Genomic DNA, 15,087 nt, shown 5'->3' on the forward strand with positions numbered 1-15,087 from the left:
CTACCGGCGCCGCCAGCGCCGTCGGGGCTTCTCGGGTTCGGCCGGGGGAGGGGATGCCGCGGCCCGCGCCGCGCGCCGCTGCCGCCAGGCGGCGACCTCCTCGTCGGGGTCGCGCGTCGGCGTCACCACGGGAGGCCCGCCGAGCAACTGACGGCGTGCCTCGACGACCCGGCGAGAGAAGTCCGCAGCGTACTCGCGGACGTCCTCCTCCCGGTGGAAGGCGTCGACGCGGTCCTCGAACTCGGCATGCTCGATGCGCAGGCGAAGCGCCGGAGGCCCGAGCCCGGTGAGCTGCTCGGTGTGTATCTTGCGCTTGATCCACCAGTCGGGATCGTGCGAGCCGCCGAGACCCTCGAGCGGCTTGCCGGCACCGGGCAGGTCGTCGAAGTCGCCGCGGCGGATCGCCTGCTGGATGGCGGTCTCGACGTACAGGGCCCGCTCGGTGCCCGTCGGCGTTCCCGCGTGACGCTCCGGTTCGGCGGGCGGCTCCTCGCCGTTCTCGCGCGCCGTCTGCTCGACGCGGTAACGCGCCGCGGTGAGGCGGGGGTCGTCGTTCGCGGCGCGGTCTTCGGCCATGCATCCAGCGTACGTCGGCGCGATGTTGCGGGGATGTTGCTCAGTATGCATATACTCAGAAAACACATACCCGGTATGCAGCGAGGAGTTCCGATGTCGGTACGACAGAGCCTGTTGGCGATCCTCGATCAGGGTCCCTGCTACGGCTACCAGCTCCGCGCGGAGTTCGACCGCCGCACCGGGTCGACCTGGCCCCTCAACGTGGGCCAGATCTACAACACCCTCGACCGCCTCGAGCGCGACGGTCTCGTCGAGAAGGGCGACGTCGACGACCAGGGGCACGTCTACTGGCAGATCACGGATGCCGGATCGGCCGAGGTGACGGCATGGCTGGACGCTCCCGTCGAGCGGACGCAGGGCACTCGTGACGAACTCGCGATCAAGCTCGCGATCGCCGCGACGTTGCCTGGCGTGGACCTCGCGAGCGTCATCCAGCGGCAGCGGTCCGCATCGCTGCGCCAGCTCCAGGAGCTGAACCGCGCGAAGTACGCCGGCTCGAACCCGGACGGTCCCGAAGAGCTCGCGTGGTCGCTCGTCGTCGACTCGATGATCTTCGCCGCAGAGGCCGAGGCGCGGTGGCTCGACCACACCGAGCAGCGGTTGGCGCGGCATCCGCACCGCACGATGGGCCTCGAGCTGTCGACGGATACTCCCAAGCGCGGGAGGCCCGCGAAACCCGAGACGAGCGACGTCGAGGCGGTCGCGACGTGAGCGACGCCGTCCTGCAGCTGGTGGGGGTCACGCAGCAGTACGGCGAAGGCGAGACGAGTGTCTCGGCACTGTCGGGCGTCGATCTGACGGTCGACAAGGGCGAGCTCGTCGCGATCATGGGAGCGTCCGGTTCGGGCAAATCCACGCTCCTGTCGATCGCGGGCGGGTTGCAGAAGCCCACCAGCGGCGAGGTCGTCGTCGAGGGAACGTATCTCTCGACGGCGACGCGTCGCGACCTGGCGCAGCTGCGGCGGCGCTCCCTGGGGTTCGTCTTCCAGGACTTCAATCTCATCCCGACCCTCACGGCCGTCGAGAACGTGACACTGCCGCTCGAGCTCGACGGCTTCCGAGCCCGGGTGGCGCGCCGTGCGGGTCGGGATGCGCTCGCCTCGGTCGGTCTCGAGGACAAGATCGATTCCTACCCCGATGACCTCTCGGGCGGCCAGCAGCAGCGCGTCGCGATCGCCCGTGCGGTGGTCGGCGGGCGGCGGCTGATTCTCGCCGATGAGCCGACGGGCGCGCTCGACTCGGTGACGGGGGAGGCGGTCATGAAGATGATCCGCCACCGCGTCGACCAGGGAGCCGCCGGCATCCTCGTCACCCACGAGCCGCGCCACGCGGCGTGGGCCGACCGCATCGTGTTCCTGCGCGACGGCCGGATCATCGACGAGACGCAGCGCCACGGCGCCGACGCTCTGCTGTCGAGCACCCGATGACGACGCTGCGGGACCGGCCCCGAGCGGATGCCGGGGAGCGCCGACGTGTGGAACGACCGAGGCCCTCGCGCACGGCGCGGATCCGGGTCTCGGCACGTATCGCGCGGCGGCAGGTGCGCCGGGCGTGGGTGTCGTCGCTGCTGATCATGTCGCTCATCGCGTTGCCGATCGCCGGGATGGCGGGGGTGGCGGTGGTCGTCTCGAGCACGTTCGCGACGCCCGCGGAGCGGGTGAACGTCGAACTCGGGCGGATGTCGGCCTGGGTTGAGCCGCTGTGGTCGGCGGAGTCCGGCTTCTGGCAGAAACCGGACGACCCCTACGAGTTCGGCAATTCCTCGCAATGGGGCGTGTCCGACGGGTCGAGTGAGCCCGAGCTGTCCGCTGACCCGAGGACTGCGCTCCCCCCGGGGACTGAGATCGTTCCTGTTTCGTCCGGTGACGAGCGCATCGAGACGGTCGCCGGCACCGCCCCCGCGCGCGCCGTGGCGGGCGATGTGACGGACGCCCGGTTTGAGGGAGCGTACGCGCTCATCGACGGTCGAGCTCCCTCGGACGACGGGGAGGTGTTGGTGACGCCCGCCGTGCTCGAGCGAGTCGGAGCGACGATCGGCGGCACGCTGACACTCGCCGACGGCGATCGGTTCACCGTCACGGGGACATTCGACGCCGCCACCGCAGCGGATGCCGACCTCGTGATCGCGTTCTTCGACGCGGATCGGTACAGCCCGATCCGGTCCTTCCTGCCGGACGTGGACATCGATTCTGAACGGCTCAGTGCGCTGAACGCGGCGGGGTTCGGCGTCTACGCGCGACAGCTCGTTCTCGACCCGCCTCCGTTCGAGCAGCCGTACGACGACTACACCTTCCCGACCTCTGCGGAACAGGACCAGCAGCGCCAGCTCGCCCTCGCGGCGGGTATCGGCGGCGGCGGGATCGCCGCCGGATACATGGTGGTCATGCTCGCCGGCGCCGCCTTCGCCGTGAGCGCGCGTCGCCAGCAACGCGCCCTCGCGATCGCCGCCAGCGTCGGTGCCGAGCCGCGGGACCTGCGTCGCATCGTGCTCTTGCAGGGCGCGGTGCTGGGCCTCATCGCCGGTGCCGTGGGGCTCGCGGCTGGAGTGGGACTGGCGGCTCTCCTGATGCCCATCCTCAACAACGGCTCCGCCACCGTGTTCTGGGGATTCCACGTGCCGTGGCTGCTGCTCGCGGGTGTGCTGGTCTTCGCCGTCCTCGTCGGCTCCGCGTCGGCGTGGATGCCCGCGCGGACGGTCGGGAAGTCGGACACGATCTCCGCGCTGCGCGGGGCGCGTCGACCGATGACGGTCACGGCCGCGCGGCCGCTCTGGGGGTCTCTCCTGATCATCGTCGGCGTGGCGGTGACCGTCGTCTCGGGGATCGCCGCGGGCGCGGTCGCGATCAGCGACACGATCCCGGGCGACTCGCCCCTGCGGTGGATCCCCACTGTGGGCATCGTCGGCGGCCCCATCCTCGCTCAGGTCGGCATCCTCGTGTCCGGACGGTGGTTGCTGTGGCTGTCGTCTCGCCTCCTCTCACGTATCGGGCTCGCCGCACGACTGGCGTCGAGGGATGCGGTCGCGAATGGTGCGCGGACCGTCCCCGCATTCGCCGCGATCGGTGCCACGGTCTTCGTCGGCGTGTTCGCTGTATCGATGGGCATGATGACGGCCGAGCAGTCCGCGCGGAACTACACCTACAGCGCGCCGGTGGGCACAGTCGTCGCGGACGTCTCCTCGATGGACGGTTCGCTCTTGACTGCGGACGTCGCCCAGGATGCGGTCGACGAGGTCAAGCGGCTTTTCGCGTCGTCCGGGGCGACGGGGATCGGCGTCGTGAGCGGCGAGCAACCTCTGTACTTCGCCGAAACGGCTGCCGACATCCCGCTCGATCTGGAGCACGTGATGCTCGTGGCCCCTGCTCGGTCGCTCGTGTCTCTGGTCGAGGGAGGGTCGCAGGGATTCACCTTTTACGGGAACTCGACCGAGAATCTCTCCGTCGTGGCGGCGGACGACCTAGATGCGGCGATAGGGGTCACCCTGAGCGAGGATCAGCGCGCCGCCTATGCCGCAGGAGCGGTCATCGTCGTCGACGACAGCTACGTCACGGACGGGCAGGTCGACGTCGGCGCATGGAGTGCCCGCGATGCCTTCGAGGGCAAGATGCCCAACAACGTCTGGACGGATGGTCAGGTCTATGACCCAAGGTGGCAGCGCACGGCGCCCGCGATCACGGTGACCGCACCCGACCAGAACATCGTCGCGGCCGTGGCCCCGACGACGGCCCGTGAGTGGGGCATCGAGGTCGTACCTCGTCAGGTGCTCGCCGTCTTCCCCGAAGGTGCGGACATGAACTCCCAGGACCGTCTGAACGCGCTTACGGGAAGTCTCGATACAGACGAGTACCAGGTCTCCCTGTGGCGCGAGACCGGCCCCTCGAGCCCTGCCGTCTGGCTCGTCCCGCTTCTTGCGGCCGTCGCGGTCCTCGTGCTCGGTGCGAGCGCGGTCGCCCTCGGCCTCGCACGCTTCGAGCGGCGCCCCGACGACGCCACCCTCGCGGCCGTCGGCGGCACGCCGGGACTCCGCCGTCGCATCGGACTGTGGCAGGGCCTCGTAATCGCCGGCTTCGGCACGTTCGCGGGGGCGACCGCCGGCATCCTTCCCCCCATCGGTTTCTGGCTGCAGTCGCAGACCTCGTTCGAGCCGCTCAACCTCGCCGACATCCCGTGGTGGCTGCTCGGTGCTCTCGCCGTGGCGCTGCCGCTCGGGATCGCAGCGGTCAACTGGCTCGTGCCGCCGCGCGAGCCCGAGCTCACGCGACGCAACGTCATCGCGTGAGCCCGGGCGGACGCGTCACAGCCGAGCGGATGCCTCGGTCAGCACGCTCCGCAGGATCCCCTCGATCTCGTCGAACTCCGCCGGCCCCATCGTGAGCGGCGGGGCGAGCTGGATGACGGGGTCGCCGCGGTCGTCGGCGCGGCAGTAGAGACCCGCGTCGAAGAGCGCCTTCGAGAGGAACCCGCGCAGCAGACGCTCGGACTCGGCGGCGTCGAAGGTCTGCTTCGTCGCCTTGTCCTTCACCAGCTCGATGCCGAAGAAGTACCCGTCGCCGCGGACATCGCCGACGATCGGCAGGTCGAGGAGCCGCTCGAGCGACGCGCGGAAGACGGGCGAGTTCTTGCGGACGTTCTGCAGCAGGCCCTCCTCCTCGAAGATGTCGAGGTTCTCCATCGCCACCGCCGTCGAGACGGGGTGTCCACCGAACGTGTACCCGTGCGGGAACGACGTCGTCCCGTGCGAGAACGGCTCGTGGATGCGGTCGGTGACGATCGTGCCGCCGAGCGGTGAATACCCGCTCGTGACCGCCTTCGCGAAGGTGATCATGTCGGGCTGGTAACCGTAGCGGTCCGCGCCGAACCACTCGCCGAGCCGGCCGAACGCGCAGATCACCTCGTCCGAGACGAGCAGCACGTCGTGCCGGTCGCAGATCTCGCGGACACGCTGAAAATAGCCGGGCGGGGGCGGGAAGCATCCGCCCGAGTTCTGCACCGGCTCGAGGAACACCGCGGCGACCGTCTCCGCTCCCTCGAAGAGGATCGCCTCCTCGATGCGGTCGGCGGCCCACTTTCCGTACTCCTCCGGGGTCGTACCCGTGAAGCCCTGCTCCGCGGCGCGGTACCAGTTCGTGTTGGGCACGCGGAAGCCTCCCGGCGTCACCGGCTCGAACATCGACTTCATGGCCGGTAGGCCCGTGATCGCGAGGGCTCCCTGCGGAGTGCCGTGGTACGCGACGAAGCGGGAGATCACCTTGTGCTTCGTGGGCTTGCCCTGCAGCCTCCAGTACTGCTTCGCCAGCTTGAACGCGGTCTCAACCGCTTCGCCGCCGCCCGTCGAGAAGAAGACGCGGTTCAGGTCGCCGGGCGCGAGGTGGGCGAGACGGTCGGCCAACTCGATGGCCGACGGATGCGCATACGACCAGATGGGGAAGAATGCGAGCTCCTCCGCCTGCCGGGCCGCGGCCTGCGCCAACCGCGCACGACCGTGGCCGGCGGCGACGACGAACAGGCCGGACAGGCCATCGATGTACTTCTTGCCGGCCGCATCCCAGATGTGATGCCCCTCGCCCTTCACGATGATCGGGACGCCGTCCCCCTCCGTCATCGACGACTGCCGCGCGAAGTGCAACCAGAGGTGATCGCGCGCCATGGCCTGCAGGTCGGATTCGGATCGGGACATGTCTACCTCCGGTGCGTCGGTGCGGGGTGGGATGCCGGCGGTTCAGCGCATGGTGTCGAGGATGCCGACGAGGTCCTCGAAGCGGGTGCGGGGGTTCAGGATCGCGAAGCGCGCGTTCGTCCGGCCGCCGTGGCTCGACGGCGTGACGAAGGCGTGCTGGTCGTCGAGGAGGCGGTTCGACCAGGTCGTGTAGTCCGCCTTGTCCCAGCCGCGACGCTCGAACACGACGACGCTCAGCTGCGGGCGGCGGACGAGTTCGAGCTCGTCGCGGGATTCGATCTCGGCGGCGATCTGCTCGGCGAGGGTGATCGAGGCGGTGATCGCCTCGCGGTAGACCTCGGCGCCGTAGGTCGCGAGCGAGAACCACAGCGGCAGGCCGCGGGCGCGACGCGTGAGGTGCGCGGCGAAGTCCGACGGGCTCCAGTCGCTCGTCTCGGTGAGCGTGTCGAGGTACTCGGCGTGCTGCGTGTGCGCGCGGCGTCCGAGCTCGGGGTCGCGATACAGCAGGGCGCAGGCGTCGAACGGGGCGAACAGCCACTTGTGCGGGTCGACGATGAGGGAGTCGGCGTGCTCGAGGCCGGCGAAGTAGTGGCGCGCCTCGGGTGACAGCGCGGCAGCGAGACCGTAGGCGCCGTCGACGTGCAGCCACACGCCGAACTCGCGGGTGACCTCGGCGACCGAGGCGATGTCGTCGACGATGCCGAAGTTGGTGGACCCCGCCGTGGCGACGACCGCGAACACGCTGTCGCCGTGCTCTTCGAGGGCTGCGCGCACCGCATCGCCGTGCAGCACGCCACCGGCGTCGGGGGCGACCGTGACGACCTCGACGTCCATGACCCTGGCGGCCGACGCGATCGAGGAGTGCGCTTCCGCAGAGCAGACGACGCGCCAGCGGTCGGGACGGATGCCGCGTTCCCGCGCCGTCTCACGCGCAGCGACGAGCGCCGAGAGGTTGCCGAGCGTCCCGCCCTGGACGAAGACGCCGCCCGCGGTCGCCGGCAGCCCGAACTCTCCGGCGAGCCAGCGGAGCACTTCGTTCTCGGCGTGGACGGCGCCCGCACCCTCGAGCCACGATCCGCCGTACAGCGCGCTCGCCGAGACGACGAGGTCGAACGCCGCAGCGGCCTTCGACGGTGCACTCGGGATGAACGACAGGTACCGCGGGTCGTCGGTCGTGATGCACGCCGGGGCGAGCACGTGCTCGAAGACGCCCAGCGCCTTCTGCGCGCCGATGCCCTTCTCGTTGATCGTCACGCCCGCCAGACGTGTCAACTCGGCGGGCGAGAGCGGCTTGTCGAGCGGGTTGTCGTCGGTGAGCAGTCGCTGTCGCGAATAGTTCAGGACGAGGTCGACGATCTGACGGGTCTCGTCGGTGACGTCATGCATGCGGGCGGGGCGGGTCATCGGTTCTCCGAGATCGGGGGCAGCGCAGGTGTGCGCGGCGGTGGCGTCCGGCGGGTACCCAGACGTTCGAAGGCTACGCCCAGACGCAGCAGCGTGGCATCGTCGTGGCCGCGGCCGGCGAAGGTGAGGCCCACCGGCATCCCGATGTCGGCCATCGTGCCCATCGGGACGGTGACGGTCGGGATGCCGAGGTGGCGGATCGCGAGGTTGCCGTTGGCGATCCACACGCCGTTGCGCCACCCCAGGTCGGCTGAGGCCGGGTTCACGTCCATGTCGGCGGGGCCGACGTCGGCGACGGCGGGGAAGGCGACGGCGTCGAGGCCGGCGGCATCCATCCACTCCTCGAGGTCGACACGGCGCGTGCGTTCGAGGCCGTGCAGACCCTCGGCCAGTTCGGGCATGTCGTCGAGCGTCGCACCGGGGTGCGCACGCACCCAGTCGGGGTACACGGCGATGTCGTCGTCGAACCCGGTGTAGCGGTCGGGCAGCGCGCCCGGGGGATGCGGGAAGATCGCCGCCCCGTCGACGTCGGCGAGCGTGGCGAGCGCCGGGTCGCCGTTGGCGGCCAGGAAGTCGTCCCACGCCCACGCCGACAGGTCGATGATCTCGCGGCGGAGGTACCCCTCGGGCAGCCGGTCGGCGATCGTGGGCGCTCCGGCGCGGTCGCCCTCGTAGTTGCTCACGACGGGGAAGTCGACCTCGACGACGGTCGCTCCCGCAGCCTCGAGGTCGGCACGGGCCGCGCGCCACAACTCGAGCACCGACTCCCGCGTCTCGATCCGCTGACCGGTCGGGCCGCCGATCGTCGTGCCGGTCCCGGCATCCGGATCCTCACCGATGTACATGCGCGGGATGCCGAGGCGCACCCCCGCGAGCGACGCGCCCGCTGCGAGCGCCGGGTACGACGCGGGTCGCAGGGCGGATGCGGCCGGCAGGTCGATCCAGGGCTGCGCGCGCCAGAAGTCGCCGCGCGTGTCGGGATCGTCGGCGACGATGACGTCGAGCAGTTCGAGCAGGTCGGCCATTGTCCGGGTGTGCGGCACGACGACGTCCATCGTGGGAACGAGCGGCCAGTTGCCGCGGACCGAGATGATGCCGCGCGACGGCGTGTAGGCGCACAGCGCGTTGTTCGAGGCGGGGCCGCGGCCCGACGACCAGGTCTCCTCGCCGAGACCGAACGCGGCGAAACTCGCGGCCGTCGCGGTTCCCGACCCGTTCGACGAGCCGCTCGCGAACGGTGCGGTCAGCCAGTCGGCGGAGTAGGGGCTCTCGGCGCGGCCGTAGACGCCGCGCTGCATGCCGCCGTTGGCCATCGGGGGCATGTTGGTCAGGCCCAGGCAGATCGCCCCGCCGCCGCGGAGCCGCTCGATCGTGAACGCGTCGCGCTGGGCGACGAGCTCGGCGAAGGCGGGGGAGCCGGCCGCCGCGGTGAGCCCGCGGACGAGGTAGCTGTCCTTGGCCGTGTACGGGATGCCGTCGAGCGGGCCGAGCGTCTCGCCGCGGGCCCTGCGCGCGTCGGACGCCACGGCCTCGGCACGGGCATCGGGATTGCGGACGACGACGGCGTTCAGCGCCGTCTCGGTGTCGGGTCCGTCGTACGCGTCGATCCGTGCGAGGTAGGCATCGACGAGCTCGACCGCCGTGGTCTCGCCGGATTCCAGCGCCGCGCGCAGGTCGGCGATCGAGGCTTCGACGACGTCGATCATCGAATCACCGCCGGCTGCTGCTGCGTGATGCAGTGGATGCCGCCCCCTCGGGCGAACAGGCCACGCGCATCGACCGTGACGACCTCGCGGCCCGGGTAGGCCTCCGCGAGGATCGCCCGCGCGTTCGCGTCGGCGCGCTCCTCGCCGAAGCCGCACGCGATGACACCGCCGTTCACGACGAGGTGGTTGACGTAGCTCCAGTCGACCGGGCCGTGCGCGTCGGTGAGGGTCTCGGGTGCGGGGAGGGAGACGATGTCGAAGCGGCGGCCGGCGGCATCCGTCTGCCCGTCGAGCTCGGCGCGGAGCGTCGCGGTGACCGCGTGGTCGGGGTGCGAGGCGTCGCGCTGATCGTGGAGCAGGAGGCGGCCGGGCGAGGGGATCGTCGCCACGATGTCGACGTGCCCGTTCGTGCCGAGGTCGTCGTAGTCGCGTGTGAGGCCGCGGCTCAGCCACACGGCGCGAGTCATGCCGAGCGTGCGGGCCAGCTCGGCCTCGACGCGGGCGCGGTCGGCGAACGGGTTCCGGCGCGGGTCGAGCTGCACGGTCTCGGTGAGCAGCACGGTGCCTTCGCCGTCGACGTGGATGCCGCCGCCCTCGTTCACGAGCACCGACGAGACGAGCTCGGCCCCGACCTCGGCGGCGACGATGCGGGCGTGCTCAGCGGAGTGCCGCCACTCGGCCCAGTCGGGCGCTCCCCAGCCGTTGAAGATCCAGTCGACCGCGCCGAGGACACCGGGCCGCTCGTCGTCGACGACGAAGGTGGGGCCGTGGTCCCGCATCCAGAACTCGTCGACCGGGGCCTCGACGATGGTGACGTCGCCGGGCAGCATGCGGCGGGCGCGCGTGCTCTCAGTCGGGTCGACGACCATCGTCACGGGCTCGAACCGGGCGACGGCGGCCGCGACGGCCGTCCACGTCGCGTAGCCCTCCTCGCGCTCGGCGTCGGTGTCGCCGAGGGTGATTCCCTCGCGGGGGAACGCCATCCAGGTGCGCTCGTGTGCAGCGGTCTCGCTCGGCATGCGCCAACCCATGGCGGGCTCCTCGTTCGTCGGGTAGCTTATTGATCAAATGGTCAATAAGGGGGAGGTTACCGAGTCCATGTCGCAGGAGTCAACCGTCCGTCGGACCCGCAAGAGCCCGGCCGAGCGTCGCGACGAGATCGCCGCCGCCGCGCGCGACATCGCGCTCGCCGACGGTCTCGTGGCTGTGACCCTGCGTGCTGTGGCTGCGCGCGTCGGCGTGGCGCCAGGGCTCGTCGCTCACCACGTCGACGGCATGGATGCGCTCGTCGCCGACACCTTCGGCCGAATCGTCGCCGACGAACTCGACGTGCTCCTCCGCCTCATGCACCAGAAGGATGCCGCCACCGCACGACTCGGCGTGCTCATCGACGCCGTGCTCGGCGACGAGCCCAACGACGTCACGTTCGTCTGGGTGCAGGGCTGGGCGCTCGGTGCCCGCAGCGAGCCGCTCGCCGCACGCGTGCGCGCCGAGATGGACGCCTGGCAAGCCGCGCTCGCGGCCGAGATCGCCCGCGGCCACGAGCGGGGCGAGTTCGGCGAGGGGGATGCCGACGCGATCGCCTGGCATCTGCTGGCGATCTTCGACGGCCTCGGCGCGCACGGCCTCGTCAGCTGGCGCGACGACCCGTCACGCGCCGACCTGACCCGTCGCGCGCTCGCGGGTCTGCTGGGCGTCCCCGCCCACGCGCTGCATCCCTGAGCCGCCGCCGAGACCATCCGGGACGCCTCGACCCGACGGGAACGGCGGTCACCCGCGAAGAATGGATGCCGGTTGCGTCGGCTCGGCAACGTTCAGACTTTGAGGATGCCGCTATTGGTCAGTCTTCGGGGCGAGTGATGTCGAGGGTGACGAAGTTGGTTCCGGATACGGGGCGGACCTCGAACGTCGCGCCGTCCAGCGTGCCGGGCGTGAGACCGAAGCGCTCCTCAAGGCCGGCCTGACTCAGGTTGCGCAGCTCCGACGCTTCGCCGGCAGGCGCGAGGAACTCCATGTCGCCGCTGCCCTTCTTCCCATAGGCGTCGGGGTTGTCTTGCCCGATGGCATCCTCATACAACTCCTCGACGATCTGCCCGGGGACCTTCTTCGGAGTGCCCAGTACTTCGTCCAGCACCTCGCGCGGGGTCTCCCGCACCGCCTTGCCGACCGAGGTCCCGAGGTCGTTCGCGACGTTGTAGTCCGGCGCGGCGTGGCGCCCGGTGCGGCCGAGCTGGTCGAGTCCGCGACTGACGTCCGTGAGCATGTCGTACTTCGCGGCGTGGGAGGTGACCGGTGCGTCGCGCCGGTGCCGCCCGGCGTCGGCGCTGTTGCGCCGGTCCGTGCCTCGGATGCGGTCGGCGTCCGCGCGGTGCTTGCCGCCACGCTTGCGGAACGCGCTGCCGAACCCCTTCTTGAACTCGCGGCCCGCGCCGTCGACGGCATCGACGATCTCGCGCATGAGTGTCTTCATCGTCATGTCAGTCTCCCGAAATCTGCAGGTTGGCGAGGTCGGCGAGGAGCCGATCGGTGCGATCCTCGATGTCGACGGCCTGCGCGTCCATCTCGTCGGCGGCCGCCTCAAGGGCCGCAAGGTCAGCCTCGAACTCGTCCACGTCGCCGACGGCACCCTCCACGACAGGCGCGTCCATGAGGGCCATGACGACCACCGGAACCTGCTCGACGAGCGGCTCGACGGCGAGCGGCAGCACTTCGTTGATGACCTGCTCGAGCGTTGCCTCCATCGCCATGGCGAGGAGCTTCTTGCGTGCGAGCAGCAGCAACGCCGCGCCGCCGGCGCCGAAGGGACCCGCGGCGAGCAACGGAACGAGCTGCATGAGGGTCAGGGTCACCTCGGCGATGACCTTGATCTTCATCGCGAGGACGATGCCACCGGCGATGTCGATCCCCGTCGCTGCGGGGCCGAGCACATCGAGCAGCTTCTGCATGTTGTCGGAGCGGTTGCGATTCCACCCCTCGACCTGCGCCGTACCGGCGTTGCCCTGCAGCGCCGTGGCCAGGTCGCCGTTCACGCGGCTGTCGACGGCCTGAATGATCGACTCCATGTCATCGCGGTAGCCGCGCACGAGCTCGGCCGCCTTGTGGACCTCGTCCTCATCGATGTCGGGCCATTCCAGCCCCATCTTGTCCATGATCCAGATCAGCTCATTGGGCAACATCATTCCCACGGGGACCACCTCCGCCGTCGACACTAGCGAGCGGGCACCCCAGAGGGCGATGGGGAGAAGGCCCCATTGCGGTCGCCGCTCGCCGCGCTGCGCGGCTGACCGCGACGGCTCGACCCGACGGGAACGGCGGTCATCCGAGGGTGAGGGATGCCGGTGGCGTCGGCTCGACGGCGTCAGACGCCGTTGATCTCGCGCAGGGTGTAGTCGGCCGGCACGCGATCGTCGCGGTAGTAGGAGATGAAGAGGTCTGCGGCCTCGTCGAGGGTGAAGACCTCGTTCGCGAAGACCCGGGTGCTGTGTCGTCCGCTGTCCCAGCGAATCGTCTCGGTCGGCTCCGATGACGGCGGTGAGCCGGGCTTGCCGACCGTGTACTGGTGCCCCGCGCCGAACGTGTTGATGGAGCGGACTTCGACCGTCACTCCCGCTGCATCACCGGCGCACTGGATGTAGTTCTCCGAGTGGGGCAAGCTCGCGCGGAGATTGGCTCCCTCGGGAGCGCGCCACAGGCTGAGCGCCCAGAAGGAGGAGCCGTCCATCTGCGTCAGGGTGAACCGGATCTGGTCCTCGAAGGAGCGCAGATTGTCGATCAGAGGGAATCTGCTCGAGCCGTTCTCCTGGAAGATGTGCGTCGGCGATGACATGAGCGTCTCCTTTAGGCGTCTCGACCCGACGGGAAGGGCGGTCATCCGGAGGTGAGGGATGCCGGTGGCGTCGGCTCGGCGGTCGTCAGACGTCGCTGAGCTCGCGCAGGGTGTATTCGCCGGGCACGCAATCGTTGCGGTAGTAGGACACGAAGAGATCTGCGGCCTCGTCCAGGGTGAACACTTCGTGCGAGTGCACCCTCGTGCTCCGACGCCCCTCGTCCCAGCGGATCGTCGCAGTCGGCTCGGATCCGTCGCGGCCTGTCGGTTTGCCGACCGTGTATTGGTGGGCAGTTCCCGCCTCGTCGACCACTCGAACTTCGACGGTCACCCCATCGGCATCTCCTGCGCACTGGATGTACTCCTCCGAGAAGGGGATCTCCGCCAGCAAGTTGGCGCCTTCCGGTGCGCGCCAGAGGCTGTAGGCCCACAGCTTCGCGCCGTCCATCCGCCGGACGGAGAACCGGATCTGGTCCTCGTGAGGACGGGCGACGTCGACCAGGGGAGAGCGCCCGAACCCATTGAGCTGGACGATGTGCGTCGGCGTGGTCACGGAACCTCCTGCAGGATCACTCGCACGATCCTAATCTCGGAGCCGTTCAGCTGCGCGATCGCGGGGGTCTCTGGACTGACCGTTGTGTCGAACAGCAGCTGAGCCGGGTTCCGGCGAGCTGAACCGCTCTTCACTTCGATTCCCGTCCACGACCCGTCGGCGTTCTGCACGAGACCGTCGTAACGTCGGACTTGCGGCGTCGACGTCCCCGGACGGTCCAGTCCCTCCACCGACGCGTTCACTTGGTCGCGCATGACCGGCAATCCGAGGTCCGCCTCCACCTCATCGAGCCCCTGGCCCTCCTTGTCGATCCACGGACGCGTATCGCTCCCGACGAAGTGGCCGTAGTCGTCTCGGCCATCACCGCGATCGACGCCGCGCCGACGCTCGCCGGGAGCACCTGACCCGCCCGACCCACCGCCGTCGAACCGGTTCGTGTGATGAACGGTCGGGGCATCCAGGTCGACGGTGTTCGCGTCGAGCACGTCCACGTCGCTGTTGGTCCGGGTGACGTGAGTGTCGATCTTGCGGGTGACGCCGGTGTCGAGTCGGACGTGCAGATCGTCCGCACCGCGGCGCATCGCGTCGAGGGCGTCTTTGAAGGCGCGGCCGGCGGCGCTCATGACGCATCACCTCCGAAGTCGAGGGAAGCGAGATCCGAGATGAAGTTCGCCGAGAGTTGCTGGAGGTCGGCGCTGTGGGTGTTCAGGGCCGACTGCGCATTGCCGAGAGCCTGCAGATCGGCGTAGAACTCGTCCGAATCGCCGACCTGACCTTCGACGACCGGTGCATCGAGCACGGCGTCGATGATCGCGGGGAGCTCGTCCGCCAGAGGTTCGATCACCATGGGTGCAAGCTGCGCAATCAGCTCCTCGACGACAGTGTCGACGGCCGCGTTCAGCAGCTTCTTCTTGATGATGAGCATCGGACCGGCACCGGCGGCGGTCAGCGGGTTGCTGAGCATCCCGATGAGCGCGAGCGCGGTGGTCGTGATGTCGGCGATGACCTTGATTTTGAGGCCCAGCACGACCCCGGCGCCCACGTCCATCGCGGTCGAGGCGGGCGGCATGATGTCGACGAGCCGTTGGAGGTTCTGGGACCGCGTGGTGTTCCACGCGGCGACGGTGGCGGGTCCGGTCTGCCCGCGGAGTGCGGTGGCGAGATCGTTGTTGACGACCCGGTCGACCGACTGGATCACGCCCTCCAGCTCACCGCCGAACGTCCGGACGATCGTCGCCGCGCGGCGGATCTCATCCTCGTCGATGTCCGGCCACTCGAACCCGAGCTTCTGCATGATCCAGACGAGCTCGTTCGGCAACATCATGCTCATGGCTCCCCCTCCTGC

At 69.8% G+C, this 15,087-nt stretch carries 15 protein-coding genes; 4 read left to right on the forward strand and 11 right to left on the reverse strand.

Going from position 1 to position 15,087, the window contains the following annotated elements:
* On the reverse strand, positions 1 to 576 hold the full coding sequence (locus ABQ271_RS02525; protein ID WP_349309974.1) for a DUF1992 domain-containing protein: 576 nt from the start codon (positions 574 to 576) through the stop codon (positions 1 to 3).
* A 93-nt stretch (positions 577 to 669) separates the two neighbouring features.
* Between ABQ271_RS02525 and ABQ271_RS02530 the strand changes: the two genes are divergently transcribed.
* From ABQ271_RS02530 to ABQ271_RS02540, 3 genes are read left to right on the forward strand one after another with little or no spacing between them, the layout of a single operon-like run.
* The gene (locus ABQ271_RS02530) at positions 670 to 1,287 is read left to right on the forward strand and encodes a PadR family transcriptional regulator (RefSeq protein ID WP_349309975.1); all 618 of its coding nucleotides are present in this window, start codon (positions 670 to 672) and stop codon (positions 1,285 to 1,287) included.
* Positions 1,284 to 2,003: an ABC transporter ATP-binding protein gene (locus tag ABQ271_RS02535; RefSeq protein WP_349309976.1), complete on the forward strand. Its 720-nt coding sequence runs from the start codon at positions 1,284 to 1,286 to the stop codon at positions 2,001 to 2,003. Before ABQ271_RS02530 ends, ABQ271_RS02535 begins: the two co-directional genes overlap by 4 nt.
* Positions 2,000 to 4,855: an FtsX-like permease family protein gene (locus tag ABQ271_RS02540; RefSeq protein ID WP_349309977.1), complete on the forward strand. Its 2,856-nt coding sequence runs from the start codon at positions 2,000 to 2,002 to the stop codon at positions 4,853 to 4,855. Before ABQ271_RS02535 ends, ABQ271_RS02540 begins: the two co-directional genes overlap by 4 nt.
* A 15-nt stretch (positions 4,856 to 4,870) precedes the next feature.
* On the opposite strand, the gene ABQ271_RS02545 is transcribed toward ABQ271_RS02540, so the two are convergent.
* Genes ABQ271_RS02545 through ABQ271_RS02560 form a run of 4 tightly spaced genes read right to left on the reverse strand, consistent with a single transcriptional unit; the run spans position 4,871 to position 10,394 of the window.
* Positions 4,871 to 6,253 carry an aspartate aminotransferase family protein gene (locus tag ABQ271_RS02545; protein ID WP_349309978.1) on the reverse strand — a complete coding sequence of 461 codons (1,383 nt, stop codon included), beginning with the start codon at positions 6,251 to 6,253 and terminating at the stop codon, positions 4,871 to 4,873.
* 42 nt (positions 6,254 to 6,295) lie between these two features.
* Positions 6,296 to 7,657: an aminotransferase class V-fold PLP-dependent enzyme gene (locus ABQ271_RS02550; RefSeq protein ID WP_349309979.1), complete on the reverse strand. Its 1,362-nt coding sequence runs from the start codon at positions 7,655 to 7,657 to the stop codon at positions 6,296 to 6,298.
* Entirely contained in the window at positions 7,654 to 9,363 is a 1,710-nt protein-coding gene (locus tag ABQ271_RS02555) for an amidase (protein ID WP_349309980.1), read from the reverse strand. Before ABQ271_RS02555 ends, ABQ271_RS02550 begins: the two co-directional genes overlap by 4 nt.
* A complete protein-coding gene (locus tag ABQ271_RS02560; protein ID WP_349309981.1) occupies positions 9,360 to 10,394 on the reverse strand; it encodes an agmatine deiminase family protein in 1,035 nt (344 codons plus the stop codon). The genes ABQ271_RS02555 and ABQ271_RS02560 overlap by 4 nt, the downstream gene beginning before the upstream one ends.
* 67 nt (positions 10,395 to 10,461) lie before the next feature.
* Between ABQ271_RS02560 and ABQ271_RS02565 the strand changes: the two genes are divergently transcribed.
* On the forward strand, positions 10,462 to 11,085 hold the full coding sequence (locus ABQ271_RS02565) for a TetR family transcriptional regulator C-terminal domain-containing protein (protein WP_349309982.1): 624 nt from the start codon (positions 10,462 to 10,464) through the stop codon (positions 11,083 to 11,085).
* Positions 11,086 to 11,203: 118 nt separating this feature from the next.
* Here the strand turns inward: ABQ271_RS02565 and ABQ271_RS02570 are convergent, their stop codons facing one another.
* The 6 genes from ABQ271_RS02570 to ABQ271_RS02595 form a co-directional block, all read right to left on the reverse strand.
* The gene (locus ABQ271_RS02570; RefSeq protein ID WP_349309983.1) at positions 11,204 to 11,839 is read right to left on the reverse strand and encodes a hypothetical protein; all 636 of its coding nucleotides are present in this window, start codon (positions 11,837 to 11,839) and stop codon (positions 11,204 to 11,206) included.
* 1 nt (position 11,840) lies between these two features.
* Entirely contained in the window at positions 11,841 to 12,542 is a 702-nt protein-coding gene (locus ABQ271_RS02575; protein WP_349310930.1) for a hypothetical protein, read from the reverse strand.
* A 179-nt stretch (positions 12,543 to 12,721) separates the two neighbouring features.
* Complete coding sequence (locus tag ABQ271_RS02580; RefSeq protein WP_349309984.1) at positions 12,722 to 13,189, reverse strand: hypothetical protein; 468 nt, start codon at positions 13,187 to 13,189, stop codon at positions 12,722 to 12,724.
* An 85-nt stretch (positions 13,190 to 13,274) separates the two neighbouring features.
* Complete coding sequence (locus tag ABQ271_RS02585; RefSeq protein WP_349309985.1) at positions 13,275 to 13,742, reverse strand: hypothetical protein; 468 nt, start codon at positions 13,740 to 13,742, stop codon at positions 13,275 to 13,277.
* Positions 13,739 to 14,365: a hypothetical protein gene (locus tag ABQ271_RS02590; RefSeq protein ID WP_349309986.1), complete on the reverse strand. Its 627-nt coding sequence runs from the start codon at positions 14,363 to 14,365 to the stop codon at positions 13,739 to 13,741. The genes ABQ271_RS02585 and ABQ271_RS02590 overlap by 4 nt, the downstream gene beginning before the upstream one ends.
* Positions 14,362 to 15,072 carry a hypothetical protein gene (locus ABQ271_RS02595; RefSeq protein ID WP_349309987.1) on the reverse strand — a complete coding sequence of 237 codons (711 nt, stop codon included), beginning with the start codon at positions 15,070 to 15,072 and terminating at the stop codon, positions 14,362 to 14,364. The genes ABQ271_RS02590 and ABQ271_RS02595 overlap by 4 nt, the downstream gene beginning before the upstream one ends.
* Positions 15,073 to 15,087: the final 15 nt, after the last annotated feature.

The sequence above is a fragment of the Microbacterium sp. MM2322 genome (assembly GCF_964186585.1).
Taxonomy (GTDB): Bacteria; Actinomycetota; Actinomycetes; order Actinomycetales; family Microbacteriaceae; genus Microbacterium.

Coding starts and splice junctions, on each gene's coding strand:
- ABQ271_RS02525 (WP_349309974.1), bottom strand. CDS start 576: ATGGCCGAAGACCGCGCCGCGAACGACGACCCCCGCCTCACCGCGGCG.
- ABQ271_RS02530 (WP_349309975.1), top strand. CDS start 670: ATGTCGGTACGACAGAGCCTGTTGGCGATCCTCGATCAGGGTCCCTGC.
- ABQ271_RS02540 (WP_349309977.1), top strand. CDS start 2,000: ATGACGACGCTGCGGGACCGGCCCCGAGCGGATGCCGGGGAGCGCCGA.
- ABQ271_RS02545 (WP_349309978.1), bottom strand. CDS start 6,253: ATGTCCCGATCCGAATCCGACCTGCAGGCCATGGCGCGCGATCACCTC.
- ABQ271_RS02550 (WP_349309979.1), bottom strand. CDS start 7,657: ATGACCCGCCCCGCCCGCATGCATGACGTCACCGACGAGACCCGTCAG.
- ABQ271_RS02555 (WP_349309980.1), bottom strand. CDS start 9,363: ATGATCGACGTCGTCGAAGCCTCGATCGCCGACCTGCGCGCGGCGCTG.
- ABQ271_RS02560 (WP_349309981.1), bottom strand. CDS start 10,394: ATGGGTTGGCGCATGCCGAGCGAGACCGCTGCACACGAGCGCACCTGG.
- ABQ271_RS02565 (WP_349309982.1), top strand. CDS start 10,462: ATGTCGCAGGAGTCAACCGTCCGTCGGACCCGCAAGAGCCCGGCCGAG.
- ABQ271_RS02570 (WP_349309983.1), bottom strand. CDS start 11,839: ATGACGATGAAGACACTCATGCGCGAGATCGTCGATGCCGTCGACGGC.
- ABQ271_RS02575 (WP_349310930.1), bottom strand. CDS start 12,542: ATGATGTTGCCCAATGAGCTGATCTGGATCATGGACAAGATGGGGCTG.
- ABQ271_RS02580 (WP_349309984.1), bottom strand. CDS start 13,189: ATGTCATCGCCGACGCACATCTTCCAGGAGAACGGCTCGAGCAGATTC.
- ABQ271_RS02590 (WP_349309986.1), bottom strand. CDS start 14,365: ATGAGCGCCGCCGGCCGCGCCTTCAAAGACGCCCTCGACGCGATGCGC.
- ABQ271_RS02595 (WP_349309987.1), bottom strand. CDS start 15,072: ATGAGCATGATGTTGCCGAACGAGCTCGTCTGGATCATGCAGAAGCTC.